10 protein-coding genes and 1 tRNA gene are annotated in these 13,527 nt (G+C 31.7%); 2 read left to right on the top strand and 9 right to left on the bottom strand.

Going from position 1 to position 13,527, the window contains the following annotated elements; genetic code table 11:
• Positions 1–3 precede the first annotated feature (3 nt).
• From hpnE to ABRY23_08540, 7 genes are all read right to left on the bottom strand, one after another.
• The gene (hpnE, locus tag ABRY23_08570) at positions 4–1,290 is read right to left on the bottom strand and encodes a hydroxysqualene dehydroxylase HpnE (protein MFA3783101.1); all 1,287 of its coding nucleotides are present in this window, start codon (positions 1,288–1,290) and stop codon (positions 4–6) included.
• The gene (hpnD, locus tag ABRY23_08565) at positions 1,290–2,132 is read right to left on the bottom strand and encodes a presqualene diphosphate synthase HpnD (protein MFA3783100.1); all 843 of its coding nucleotides are present in this window, start codon (positions 2,130–2,132) and stop codon (positions 1,290–1,292) included. The genes hpnE and hpnD overlap by 1 nt, the downstream gene beginning before the upstream one ends.
• Position 2,133: 1 nt before the next feature.
• Positions 2,134–2,985, bottom strand: coding sequence for a squalene synthase HpnC (hpnC, locus tag ABRY23_08560; protein MFA3783099.1), 852 nt, complete (start codon positions 2,983–2,985; stop codon positions 2,134–2,136).
• Between the two features lie 168 nt (positions 2,986–3,153).
• Positions 3,154–3,237: transfer RNA gene (locus ABRY23_08555), tRNA-Leu, on the bottom strand.
• Between the two features lie 52 nt (positions 3,238–3,289).
• Positions 3,290–5,569, bottom strand: coding sequence for a penicillin-binding protein 1A (locus ABRY23_08550; protein MFA3783098.1), 2,280 nt, complete (start codon positions 5,567–5,569; stop codon positions 3,290–3,292).
• Positions 5,550–6,299: a UDP-2,3-diacylglucosamine diphosphatase gene (locus ABRY23_08545; protein ID MFA3783097.1), complete on the bottom strand. Its 750-nt coding sequence runs from the start codon at positions 6,297–6,299 to the stop codon at positions 5,550–5,552. The genes ABRY23_08550 and ABRY23_08545 overlap by 20 nt, the downstream gene beginning before the upstream one ends.
• 44 nt (positions 6,300–6,343) lie before the next feature.
• Positions 6,344–8,044, bottom strand: coding sequence for a M1 family metallopeptidase (locus tag ABRY23_08540; protein MFA3783096.1), 1,701 nt, complete (start codon positions 8,042–8,044; stop codon positions 6,344–6,346).
• Positions 8,045–8,177: 133 nt separating this feature from the next.
• On the opposite strand from ABRY23_08540, the gene glgC reads away from it, so the two are divergent.
• Both glgC and uvrC read left to right on the top strand, forming a co-directional pair.
• Entirely contained in the window at positions 8,178–9,422 is a 1,245-nt protein-coding gene (gene glgC / locus ABRY23_08535; GenBank protein ID MFA3783095.1) for a glucose-1-phosphate adenylyltransferase, read from the top strand.
• Positions 9,423–9,685: 263 nt separating this feature from the next.
• Positions 9,686–11,518: an excinuclease ABC subunit UvrC gene (uvrC, locus tag ABRY23_08530; GenBank protein MFA3783094.1), complete on the top strand. Its 1,833-nt coding sequence runs from the start codon at positions 9,686–9,688 to the stop codon at positions 11,516–11,518.
• Between the two features lie 37 nt (positions 11,519–11,555).
• On the opposite strand, the gene msrB is transcribed toward uvrC, so the two are convergent.
• Positions 11,556–12,134, bottom strand: a complete 579-nt coding sequence (msrB, locus tag ABRY23_08525; GenBank protein MFA3783093.1) for a peptide-methionine (R)-S-oxide reductase MsrB — start codon at positions 12,132–12,134, stop codon at positions 11,556–11,558.
• Positions 12,135–12,245: 111 nt separating this feature from the next.
• Positions 12,246–13,244: an SPOR domain-containing protein gene (locus tag ABRY23_08520; GenBank protein ID MFA3783092.1), complete on the bottom strand. Its 999-nt coding sequence runs from the start codon at positions 13,242–13,244 to the stop codon at positions 12,246–12,248.
• Positions 13,245–13,527: the final 283 nt, after the last annotated feature.

Raw genomic sequence — 13,527 nt, 5'->3', positions numbered from 1 at the left:
AATTTAGTTAATTATTTTCTCTACTGCCAATTGACCGCTGTAAATTGCACTTTCAATTGTTGAGGGCAAGTTTGTATCTACCCAATCACCTGCAAAAAAAAGATTACTAAATGGAGAGGTTATCTTTTTTCTGATGTGAATTATTTTTTTATCAGGTACAAAAGTTGCACGTTTTTCTTTTACAACTTTCCAATCAATTACATTTTTTTTATTAAAAGATTGGAAAAAGGATTCTAACTCTGAATAAAAAATTTCTAAGATTTCTAAATTAGAAAGGCTGATTAATTTATCAGCAGAACTGCTAACTAATGTAATATGTTTATTGTGATTAAATAACCAATGAACTGGTGAGTCAATCATACCATAAAAAGGCTCATCAAAATTGTTCTCCTTAAGCCATAAATGAACATTTAATATAGATGAATATGTAAAACTTCCTTCGTTGTCTTTATAAAGCATGTCAAATGGTTTTATTTTAATTAACGAATAAAATGGAACTGCAATAACAACAAAATCAAAATCAGAATAATTTTTTTTATTGGTTTTAAGTTTTGATACTCTGCTATTATTTAAGACTACCTCAGTTAATTTTTCTGAGGTTGTAAAGCTCCCTCCTTTTTCTCTAATATATTTAAGTGAATTATTTACAAAAAGTTTGTTTAAGCTAACTTTTGGCAAAAGTATAGTTGATGCATCGTTGCCTTCAAAAAAAATTTTTTTCAATATGTAAGAAAATTGTGAGGCTGAAGCGATTTCTAACTCGGTATTTAATGCGCCTATGACTAATATTTTCCAAAAGGATTTTAATACATTAGCATTTTGCTTTTTTAGAACCAGCCATTCTTTGACTGTCAAATTTTCTAAGTCTTCATCGTAAGTAAAAATCAAGTCAATGAAAAAGTCAATTACTTTAAGTCGTTCATAAAAAGTAAGAGCTTTGTAATTCAAGATTCCTTTTAGAAGATTAAGTGGATAATGCTTGGGGTGAGTGTCAAGATAAAAAAAGTAATTTCCCTTTTTCACAAAAGGTATTCTTAATGATTTTTGGAATTCAAGATTTTCAATAGAATTAATGCGTGATAAAAAATTGAGAGTTGAATAATAACATCCCATTAAAATATGTTGACCATTATCATACTCGTCATCATATTTCTCATTTAAGAGTGAATAAACTTTCCCGCCAAATTTAGGAGTTGATTCTATAAGGTGGACATTGATTCCTTTTTCTAAAAGTAAAGTTGCAGCAGATAACCCCGCTAAACCTCCGCCCACCACAATGCATTTTGTCATTAATATACTAAACTATATTTAGCCCAAACACCAAGTGAGATAGCTGCTTTTTCAAGTTTATTTACATTAATATTTTTGTTGAAAACGTCAAAATTCTGTGACTCCAACTTATTAAGCAGCTTTTTATAAATATGCTCCATTGCACGTGCAGCAAACATGGAAGGTTTGTCCTCAAAGTCTAATTTAGCATCTGCAGTTTGAAAAAGAATTTTTGCTCTATTAGCTTCGTACTGCATTAGCGATATGAAATTTTGATTATACTTGCCAGTCAAAATATCATGCTCAGAATAATTAAATTTTACCATATCGTTTTGAGGTAAATAAACTCTGCCAAGGTCTGCATCTTTTTTTATGTCTCTTAAAATGTTTGTTAATTGTAGAGCTAAACCAAGATTAATTGCATATTCTCTAGTTGATTTATTTTTGTAGCCAAATATTTCAATACACATTAAACCAACAGTTGATGCAACTCTGTAGCAATATTCTTTTAAGTCGTCAAAGGTTAAATACCTTTTCCTTTGCAAATCCATTTCCATTCCACGTATTAATTCAAAGAATGGTTCTAAAGGAATATTAAATTGTTTTATAATTAACCCTAGTTTATTAAGAAGCTGGTATTCGGAGTTACCTTTTATAGATTTTTCTAATTCTATTCTCCATTTACGCAATTTATCATATCGAACTTCGTCTGGTTCATATCCTTCATCAATGATATCATCTGTGCTTTTACAAAAAGCGTAAACTGTATTCATTGCATCTCGTTTAACAGGATTAAGCAGACTAAATGCATAATAAAAACTGCTTTGGCTTCGCTTGGCTATTTGTTTTGATTGGTTTCCCATTTCAAACTAACGATTTTATCATTAGATATAAGTAATTATACTTGTTTAACTTTGGGCGAAAATTTAATACATCGTAATTCATGTTCTTTATTTTCTCAAGAACTTTTTCTCCGCCTAAAATTGTCCATTTTATTTGGAATTTTAGTCTACCCGATAAGTAGCTTAAAATCCCTTTCCCCGTTTTGAACAAATTATATGTTCTATTAATTTGATATTCCATAAGTAATCTAAAATTAATATTTATTTTTCTTAACTCAAAGATTTCCTCATTTACATTAAACTTTTTCATTTCATCTAAAGGCAGGTAAATTCTGCCTTTTGCATAATCGCGCTTAATATCTTGATAGAAATTCGTCAGCTGCAAAGCAGTACAAATTGAATCGGAAAAAATGAGAGCGTTTTCATTTTGTATTCCGTAAAGTTCTAAGACGATTCTGCCTATTGGGCTAGCTGAGTATCTGCAATAATCTAACAGCTCACTGTAGTCTTGAAATCTTTTTTTTGTACAATCCATTTTAAATGCGGTTAATAGATAATAGAGGTTTTGCGGATTAAGATTAAAAGAATCAACTGTATTTTTCAATGCGGCCCAAAAATAATTAGAGAATTTCCCATTAAGAGAGTTTGTAAGTTCTTGCTCATATTTCTCTAATTTTTCTAATCTTTCTGCCGCTGTAAAATTACCTTCATCTGCAATATCATCAGCCTGTCGAGCAAATTGATAGATAACTGCAATGTGTTTTCTTAGTGTCGGTGGAATAAACAAAGAGATTACTGGAAAGTTTTCATAATGGGAAGAAGTGAATTTAACAGCTGTGTTATATGCAGATTCATAATTGACTATTGAAGTCATACAAAAGTAAAATTAAAAATGATTTTAAATATAACGTTCAACAACAATAAGAAAAAATTACTTTAGTTAGTTTAAGAAAAAGCTTTATGAAGCAGATTTTAAGCCGAAATAAAGAGGGCTAAAGCAGGTATTTACAAGATACAATCTTTTTTATTCTAATTAACTGAGTGCCCGGAGGGGGACTTGAACCCCCAAGCCGTTGCCGGCACTAGACCCTGAACCTAGCGTGTTTGCCAATTTCACCATCCGGGCTCATTTGTTTTTTAGTTAGACAAAAATAAATAAGTACTTTCTCATTACAAAATCACTTCAGCTCTACAGCATGGTGTGTTGTATCATTAACCATATATTTATCAAAAACTTTTACATTTCTATCAGTGTATTTATTAAACGTTGATGGCAAATCTCTAATATTTATAATATCAGTATAGACCCCGGAACTGCAATCGGGTGAATAAAGTTTAGGATTTCCGTATTCAAAAATGCTTTCCTTACAAAACTTGGCAGTCACAACATTACCACTTGCAGGTGGAGTAAAATCTTCAAGTGGCAAGTTTAATTTTTCATAAACATCATGCATAAAAATTGCCCAGATTGGCAATGCAGCTCTAGAGCCTTGTCCATATTGTCCAGTAAAAGAAACTCTGCGGTCATCGAATCCAACCCAAACAGCCGCTGTTAATTGTGGTGTAAATCCAATGAACCAAGCATCACCAAAATCTTGAGTTGTACCTGTTTTTCCTGCAGCAGGTCGTTGAAAGTTATATGTTAACCTTGCTCTGATACCAGTACCTTCATCAATAACCGAACGCATCATGTCTGTAACAATATAAGCAGTCTCTTCAGGTATTGCTTCGCTAGCAAGGGAGTTAAAGGTAGCGATAGTAATTCCATTTTTATCTTCAATTTTAGTAATTGATATTGGTTCATTATAAATTCCCTTATTGCCAAGAGTAGCAAATGCAGATGCCATTTCCAAAGGTGAAACAAGGGAGGTGCCAAGTACAATTGAAGGAACTAAATCTAATGGACTCTTAATACCCATCTTTTCTGCAAATCTGCCTATTTTCCAAAGTTCTGCATGGCCTTCAATAATTAATCTTGCGCTTACTATATTAACCGAATTAGCTAATGCCTGCCGAAGAGTCATAAATCCACCAGTTGACTTATCAAAATTTTGTGGACTCCATCCGTTGTAATCAAATGGCTGATTTAGAATTGGATATGCTGGATACAAACCATTATCGATTGCTACTGTGTAAACTATTGGTTTAAAAGCTGAACCGGGCTGCCTTCTTATTTGTGTAACGTGATTAAGACCGTATGCAAAATTTTGATTCCTACCCCCTATCATCGCTTTTATTGCGCCGGTTTTAGTATCCAAACAAACAAACCCAACTTCAATTTTTTGTTCTTCGTTTTTAACTGAATCGATAAATACTTTGTTGTGTAAAAAGCTGTTATAGACTTCTTTTTGTTCTTCAGGTGTTGATGCATTTTTATACTCAGGTCGTTTTTTTATAGCGATGTCGACAATTTCTTTTAATATATCGCTGTACTGTGCCCAGTTCCATCTTTTATCAAATTCTTTTTGAAATGGATCAAGATGCTCTTTAACGGCATTATTTGCTATCTGTTGCATCTTAGAATCTAAGGTGGTGTAAATATTCAGACCATCGCTGTAAAGATCAAAACCATATTTTTGAGAAAGTTTTGTCATTTGTTGACGAACATATTCGAGAAAATGTGGAGCTAATTTCCCACTAATTCCTTCTTGTATTCTCTTATTAGATAGTTTTATTGGCTCCGTCCGCAATTTCATATATTCCTTTTCGCTTAAGAAACCAGCATCCACCATGTTACTAAGGACTAAATTTCGCCTCCTTAGCGCATTATCGTAGCGTTCAAATGGATCATAGTAGTAAGCAGATTTAAGCAAAGCTACAAGAACACCCGCATCGTTAATGGTAAGTTCACTGACATCTTTATCGAAATAAACCCTTGAGGCAGTTTCAATTCCGTAAGCACCGTGACCGAACCACGAAATGTTAAAATACATCTCAAGTATTTCTCGCTTAGTATATGTTTTTTCAATTTGAATAGCAGTTATCCACTCTCTAATTTTTCTAACAATTGTGTCAAAAATGGTTTCATTTTTTACTTTTAGGTCATATAAATTTTTTGCTAATTGCTGTGTAATTGTTGAAGCACCTTCTCTTCTAAATAAGAAGATGTTTTTTATCATTGCTTGAATAAACCTTTGAAGGTCTACTCCCCAGTGTTTGTAAAACTTTCTGTCCTCTGTTGCAATAAGTGCATTCACAACATAAGGTGGTATGCTATCGATGCTGACCTCAACCCTGTTTTGTCTAAAAAATTGACCTACTATTTCTCCATCAGCACTATAAACCGTAGAGGCAAGCTGTGGTTTTGGATTTTCCAGCTCTTCCAATGAAGGCAAACCAGAAAAAACATAATTAGCAAACCATCCAAGTAAAATGACGATAAGCAATATTAACAGTAAAAAAAATTTGTAATGTTTTTTACGTTTAGAAGCGTTCTTTTTAGGTTTGTAGCCGGCCATTTAAGTCCCATTCAATAATTTCGAAACTATCTTTAAATTTACCATAACATGGTTTTTCAATCCAAGAACCTAAGTTTATGTAATAGCCATTTTTATAATTTACAAATTCTCTCTGATGTGAATGACCTAAAATAACATAATCAACACCATCATCAATCATTTTTTTTGCTGCTTCAAGCAAGCCGTCAACCTCGCCAAAGTTTTTTGTTTTAGTATAATTTCTGCTCTTCTTGCTTGTAGAGCTTGCTATTTTTATGCCTAAGTCAGGGTGAATTAATGAATAAATCCTTTGAAGAAATTTATTTCTCAAAATTTTTTTTAAAATCTTATACCCTACATCATTTGTAACCAAATCATCGCCGTGACCTAAATAAAACTTTTTTTGATTTAGAGTAATTGTAAAATCATTTTCATAAAGTTTAATGCCAATTTCTTTGGTAAAAAAATCTCTGTGTAAAAAATCATGATTTCCAATAAGATAATGAATTATAATGCCCTCTTCAGAAAGTTCCTTTAAAGCAGTGATAGTTTTATAAAAACCTTTTTGTATTACCCTCTTATATTCAAACCAATAATCAAACAAATCACCAAGAATAAAAAGCTCGTCACAATTTTTTTTGGCAAATCTTAAAAAGTTGACCAGCAAATTTTCTTTGACTTTTTCTATTTCGGTTTGTTGCAGTCCCAGATGTATATCTGATATAAAAAAATATGTTTTAATCTCACTCAAACAGTTAAAATAACTTTTTGTCTACTTAAACAAATATCCGAAAATTATTTTTGTTTTTCTTGTTTTATGACTGCTAATAGCCAATTTTCTGGGTTTAGCCTTATATTTTTTACGTATTGTGGAGCTTTGAATTGAACTACTGTATCTCTTGTAGTTATGTAAAATTTCTCGTCATTAAAATTATTCTCATCAAAATAAAACCTAATTACTAAAGGAAATTTAAATATACTAAATGACTTTTGTATTTGAGAAATTTTTACCCAAATTAAGTACTTGCTGTCTGCAGAGCTTATTCCCCATTTATAAACAATATTTGGAATTCCCACGCCTTTGTAAATCCACTGGTAAAAAAAATAATCAAGATTCTTGCCTGAGATTTTCTCACAAACGTCCTCGAAATCTCTTGTTGATGCATTTTTATATCTGTACTCGTAATAATAAGTTTTTAGAATATGAAAAAAAGCTGAGTCTCCAACTTCACCTCTCAGCATATGCAACACCCACGCACCTTTATCGTAGACCATTCTATTAAAGATATTATCGAATGGGTGATAAAGTGTCCCGGAATCAAAATTGCCAGAAAAACTTTGCATTGTAGAAATAAGTGCATCTTTACCAGCATAATTTTCCCAATAGAGCGCTTCTGAATAAGTTGCAAATCCTTCATTAAGCCAAATATCGTCCCACGTTTTGGGAGTTACTGCATCACCCCACCATTGGTGTGCTAATTCGTGAACTAACATATCTGAAAAAAATTTTTTACCGGTAATAAACTTAGAGCCAATCCCAGTTATTGTCTGATGTTCCATTGCACCGTAATTCCATAAAAATTCTGCTACTCCATATTTTTCTTTAATGAATGGGTACTCGCCAAATGTTTTTGTGAAAAAATTTAGGTACTGAGGATGTTCTTCAAAATCTATTTTAGCATTTTTTAATTTTTCAGGAGTAACATAATAAACAAGCGGCAAAACTTTACCATTTTCTGTTATAAATTTATCAGTAAAACTTTTATATGGAGCTGAATAAATTGCAATTAAATAAGTAGAGATTGGATATAATGTTCTCCAGTGAAATGTTTTCCTACTGCCGTTAACGCTTTGGTCAATAAGAATGCCATTTGAAACAGAGACATTTGGAGTGTCGTTAGTAATAAACAAGTCAGTATATGCCTTATCTGTCGGCAAATCATTACATGGCAGCCATGTTGAAGCAAAAACCGGTTCATTTAGAGTATAAATCACACTTTTCCCGGACTCCTCACCAAATTCAAATGAGCCAAATCCCAAACTCTTTGGTTTACCAGAATACTCTATGTAAATAGTAATAGTATCTTTAAGCAAACTTGAGGAAAAAAGTTTTAAGTGAAACTTATCTCGCTTAAAATTTATTGAGTTGTTGTTCAAAAGCACTTTTTCTATTTCAAGATTATCATAAAAATTTAAATAGACTTCATTAGATGCCTTTTTAAGGAGACTTTTTATTGTAATTTTTCCACGAATACTTTTTTGTTCAGGAAAAAGATCTAATTGTATAGTATAGTGCAACACATCTAAATCATATTGTTCAGGCAAGTAATAATCCGACAAAAGTTTCTCATCAAAGCTTTTTAACAAATAGTTTTTAGAAACATAATTTTCAGCTTTATGTAAAATAGCAGAATAATTTGCTATTATTATGATCGCAGCAATTGCGCCGATAGTTAGAAATAACAGTCCAAGCAATAAAGCAGTTTTTTGTTTCACTTTATTTATATTTTTTAGCTAATAAGATGAACAAAAATAAGCTTAACAATTTCATAATCCAAAGTGCACAAATTCAATTGCCAATAAATTTTATAATAGATATATTGATATGTCAACAAACAAAGAGTCAAAAATGATTTATACAGGGTCAAGTATTTTAAGGAAAACATTAACAATGATACTTGCAGGTGGACAAGGCGAGAGATTGTTCCCGTTAACTAAAGATAGGACAAAACCATCCGTGCCATTTGGAGGTAAATATCGAATAATTGATTTCACTTTATCCAATTGCTTAAATTCAGGCTTACGAAAAATTTATGTGCTTACTCAATACAAGTCTGATTCTCTTAACAAACATTTGTACGAAGCATGGAATATTTTTAATCCAGAGTTAAATGAGTTTATTTACTCTGTCCCTCCGCAATTTAAGATAAGTAATAATTGGTACCTTGGTACAGCAAACGCAATTCACCAAAACTTAAATCTAATTGAAGATGAACCTTATGAATGGGTGTTGCTACTTTCAGGTGATCATATCTATAAGATGGATTATTTGAAAATGATTCAATATCACATCGAAAAAAAAGCACATTTGACCATCTCAGCTATTGATATACCAAAAGAACAAGCTAACAGATTTGGTGTAATTGAAATTGATGAGCAGTTTAAAATAAAATCCTTCGTTGAAAAGCCTTCTAATCCACCTACAATTCCCAACAACCCAAATTCTTCTTTTGTCAACATGGGCATTTATGTTTTTAGTGCTGATATAATTAAAGAAGTTCTTTTGAAAATGGAAGCTAATAAAATTAAAAACCATGATTTTGGTAAAGATGTAATTCCATATATGATTAAAAATAATTACGATATTTTTGCTTACAAATTTGTTGATGAAAATAAGAAGGATACTCCATATTGGGTAGACGTTGGAACCATAGATAGTTACTACGCTGCAAGCATGGATTTAATTAGTGTTAATCCTCATTTCAATCTTTACGATAATGAATGGCCATTAAGAACAAAGCAGCTGCAGTATCCCCCAGCTAAAACAGTTTCGCACGAAGGAGAAAGAGTTGGCAGAGCTTTTAATTCACTTATATCGGATGGGACAATTATTTCAGGTGGACTTGTAGAAAGGTCAATTGTTGGCTTTAATGTTAGAGTAAACAGCTACACTTACGTTACTGATTCAATAATAATGGATAATTGCAAAATAGGAAGGCATTCACGCATAAGAAGAACAATAATCGATAAGAATGTTAACATACCAGAGGGTACTGAAATTGGCTTTGATATTGAAGCCGACAGAAAAAGATTTACAGTTTCTGAGACAGGTATCGTGGTAATCCCTAAAAATTATGTTTTTAATAGCAAATAATTTTCATAAGAAATTTATTTGCTTAAGTTGACCGCCTATTCTTAATAACTTTATCTTGCCGCGAATTTCACTAATTTTTACCAATTAGATATTTATATCATTTAAGCCATTAGTATTATTAATGCAACTAGTGGCTTATTCCAAAGAAATTTATTTTGGGCGGTCAACTTGAGTAATTTACTTATATCTGCAAAAATTTATATTTCTGACATATCTTCTTTTTTATAAATTAAGGGCAAAAATATTTTTTGTTTACGAGTTTAATGAACGAAATCATACAAAATAAATTAGACAACCTCCCACATTTGCCCGGGGTTTATCTTTTTAAGAACGAGAAAGGGAAGGTAATTTATGTCGGTAAAGCTAAAAGCCTAAAAAATAGAGTGAAAAGTTACTTCCAAAGTAAAGTTGAATCACCTAAGACCGCAGCACTTGTAAGTAAAATTGAAGATTTTGAATTAATAGTAACAGATAACGAAATAGAGGCTTTAGTTTTAGAAAATAATCTTATTAAAGAATACAAGCCAAGATATAACGTTAATTTAAAAGATGATAAATCGTTCCCCTATATTCGAGTTACAAACGAGCCCTTCCCAAGAATTTTTTCTACAAGAGAAGTAGTAAAAGATGGCTCAAAATATTTCGGCCCCTATACAAATGTACGAGAAATGAAATCCTCTTTAAGAATGATTAACCAAATCTTTAAGATTAGAAGCTGCAATTATGATATAAATGAAGAAACAATAAGGAAAAAGAAATTTAAAGTATGCCTCGATTATCATATTAAAAAATGCGATGGACCTTGTGAAGGTTTAGTCTCGCAAAAATCATATAATGATATGGTCAATCAAGTAATAAAGGTCTTGCGCGGCAAAACAGATGATTTAATTGACGAGTTAAAAATTCAAATGGGATTATTTTCTGAAAGGCTGGATTTTGAAAAAGCTGCCGAGTTGAGAGATAAAATAGAACAATTGCAAATTTATTCTTCTAAACAAAAAGTTGTAACAAACGATTTTAATGATAAAGACATAATCAGCGCAGCTTTTGAAGGCAAAGATGTAGCGGCTACTATATTAAACATTCGTAACGGTAAGCTCGTTGGGAAAAAACAACTAAATCTTTCATGTGAATTAAATGAAGAGCTAAACCAAATTTATTATGCAATAATAAAATTTTATTATAATGACTTAGTTGAAGTGCCTCAAGAAATAGTAATTGAAACTGAGCCGTTGGATAGCGAATCTTTAATCGAATGGCTGAATAAAAGAGCTGTGAAAAAATGTCGTTTCGTTATCCCTCAAAGACAAAGCGAAGCTATGTCCTTGCTTTCAATGTGTAAACAAAATGCAATTCTTCAACTGAAGGAAATACAACTTCAAAGAATGAAAAGGGAAGGCAGCGTGCCTTATGTGTTATCTGCTTTACAGAGAGATTTACACCTGAAAAACCTGCCAAGAAAAATTGAATGCTTTGATATATCTAACTTACAAGGTACTGATTCCGTAGCAAGTATGGTTGTTTTTGAAGATGCTAAACCTAAAAAAAGTCTGTATCGTAAGTTCATTATAAAAACTGTAGACGGACCAAATGATTTTGCCAGTATGCATGAAGTAATAACTCGAAGATACTTAAAGCTAACTGAAGAAAAACAAAAGATGCCCGATTTGATTATGGTTGACGGCGGCAAAGGACAATTATCAACTGCTATAAAAGCATTAAACGAACTGGGATTAAAAAACTACGAAATAATTGGATTAGCAAAAAGATTGGAAGAAGTATATTTGCCTGAGCATCCCGAACCTCAATCAATCCCTAAAACTTCATCAAGCTTAAAACTGCTGCAACACATTAGAGATGAAGCCCATCGTTTTGCAATCACATTCCATCGCTTAAGAAGAAACAAAAGAACTTTTACGACTGAATTAACACAAATAAAAGGAATTGGACCTAAATTAGCGCAAAAACTTCTTTCTGCCTTCAATAGCATAGAAGAGATAAAGACTGCTGACGAGGAAAGATTGGCCAGCATAATAGGACAAAGCAAAGCTCAATTAGTAAAAGATTTTTTTTCTGAAGAGATTAAAAATAATTAAGAGAAATAAACAGCAGTGTTAACGATATTACATAAAATTATTTTTTAATTTCTTGCTTAGTTTGTTTAGCAGTATCAGTTTTTTCAAATTCTAAAGCGACTGAATTGATACAATATCTTAAACCTGTTGGCTCAGGTCCATCGTCAAAAACATGACCTAAATGTGAGCCGCATTTTGCACATAAAACTTCCGTACGAATCATACCAAAACTCGTATCTTTTTGATATACAACTGCATTATCACTAATTGGCTTAAAATAACTTGGCCACCCACAGCCAGCGTCAAATTTTGTGTCGGAATCAAATAATTCATTTCCACATGCTGCACATACATAAATACCTTTTTCATTCAATTTATAGTACTTGCCGCTAAATGGGCGTTCTGTTCCTTTTTCTCTTAACACGTGATATTGTTCAGGTGTTAATTGCCTCTTCCACTCTTCGTCGCTCTTTACAACTTTGTACTTCATTGTTTCATTCCCCCTTCCTTTCGACTTAATTGAGTCAGCTGTTAAATGGTTTCCATGTTGACTTACACTACTTTTGTTAAATAGCAAAGCTGTAAAAATTATAAGAACTATAGCAGATAAAATTAATATCACAACTTTTGTCTTCATTTGACATTTAGAAGCTAATTAAATTCAATAATAAAATAATAATAACGCTATCCCATTAACAATGATAAAATAGAGTATTACTTTGCATAAACTCGAAGCACAACAGTACAGCTATTTTTTCATTGATTTGATATATAACTGTACATCGTTAAGCGAGTGAAAAAAGCCAATCCTTACTCTGTACCATTTGCCTCTATGAGGAATTTCTGCTTCTTCAACAAAAGCGTTATGACCTTCCTTTTTTAATTTTGATACTTCTTGCTCTGCTTTCCTAAGATTTCTCCATGATGATACCTGAAAACAATACAAACGACCATCAGTAAAAATATTGCCTTCAATGTTACTCTCATTCTTACTATCATAATTTTCTTGGATTGGTTGAGCTGCAGTATAAGTGGGAACAATTACTGAATCTGTTTGGTATTTGTCTTTGGCTAGAATTTCTTGATTGTTAAATTTATTTACTGCATCATTAGATGTATCTAATGTATTAATTTTATTAAACTTATCTTTATTCTCGCTAATTGTGTTTTGTAATAATTCTTCCTTAGTAGATGCAACTTCTGCTGTATCTTTTACGCTGCTTGTTAATGTATCTCTACGAGTGACAAATAAAGTTGAATCTGACGATAAATACTTTTCTGCAATTATGTTTAACGAGTCGGTATTCAAATTAATTCTGGGTAAAGAACTTTTTAAAGAACTTAAACATTTATTGTAAATAAGCGCCATCAAAGGATTCTTATTAATAGGCACTGAAAAATTAGTTGAAGATATAGCATAAAGAGGCACATTTGATTCCCCCAAAATTTTTGACTTTTGATCATAATATAAGTTACCTATTACGGTGTATTTCTGTGATTCAGCATTAAAAAGAACTTGAGTTTTAACTATACTTACTTTTTCATTGAAAGTAGAAAATTTTTGCGGCTCTTTGTAATGTGTGCGGAATAGCACTGAAATTTTGTTATCGACCAATTTCAAATTAGAAGTATCAATCGAAACTGTTTGACCACTTGACTCCAAAACATTCAGCCATTTCTGCGGTAGTATACTACTATGCGTAACAAACTGAACAAAAATTATTAATATTGTTAACCTAATTTTCATATCTTATTAAATATACTAAAAAATGAATAACCAAAATAAAATTTAACTCAAATTTTTCATTAGAAAAAACTTGACTTCAGCTATTAACAGTTTGCCTTAGAGTGAGAAAATTTACAAATAAAAATAACCGCACAAAAATGAAAACAGATGTAACTTTAAGACACTCCCCCAAAAATATTTTTTAGTTGCGAAGTGTTAACTAAAAAGTAAAATTCTTAAAAACAAGGCACTAATTACACAGAAACTTTGTAAACTCAGCAGAGATTCTCGTAAAAATAACAGA

The sequence above is a fragment of the Melioribacteraceae bacterium 4301-Me genome, from assembly GCA_041538185.1.
GTDB classification, from domain to species: Bacteria; Bacteroidota; Ignavibacteria; order Ignavibacteriales; family Melioribacteraceae; genus Pyranulibacter; species Pyranulibacter aquaticus.
This window is presented reverse-complemented; position numbering and strand designations above follow the sequence as displayed.

Excerpts from the sequence above, each read along its gene's own strand:
- hpnE (MFA3783101.1), bottom strand. The coding sequence starts at position 1,290 with ATGACAAAATGCATTGTGGTGGGCGGAGGTTTAGCGGGGTTATCTGCT.
- hpnD (MFA3783100.1), bottom strand. The coding sequence starts at position 2,132 with ATGGGAAACCAATCAAAACAAATAGCCAAGCGAAGCCAAAGCAGTTTT.
- hpnC (MFA3783099.1), bottom strand. The coding sequence starts at position 2,985 with ATGACTTCAATAGTCAATTATGAATCTGCATATAACACAGCTGTTAAA.
- ABRY23_08550 (MFA3783098.1), bottom strand. The coding sequence starts at position 5,569 with ATGGCCGGCTACAAACCTAAAAAGAACGCTTCTAAACGTAAAAAACAT.
- glgC (MFA3783095.1), top strand. The coding sequence starts at position 8,178 with ATGATTTATACAGGGTCAAGTATTTTAAGGAAAACATTAACAATGATA.
- uvrC (MFA3783094.1), top strand. The coding sequence starts at position 9,686 with ATGAACGAAATCATACAAAATAAATTAGACAACCTCCCACATTTGCCC.
- msrB (MFA3783093.1), bottom strand. The coding sequence starts at position 12,134 with ATGAAGACAAAAGTTGTGATATTAATTTTATCTGCTATAGTTCTTATA.
- ABRY23_08520 (MFA3783092.1), bottom strand. The coding sequence starts at position 13,244 with ATGAAAATTAGGTTAACAATATTAATAATTTTTGTTCAGTTTGTTACG.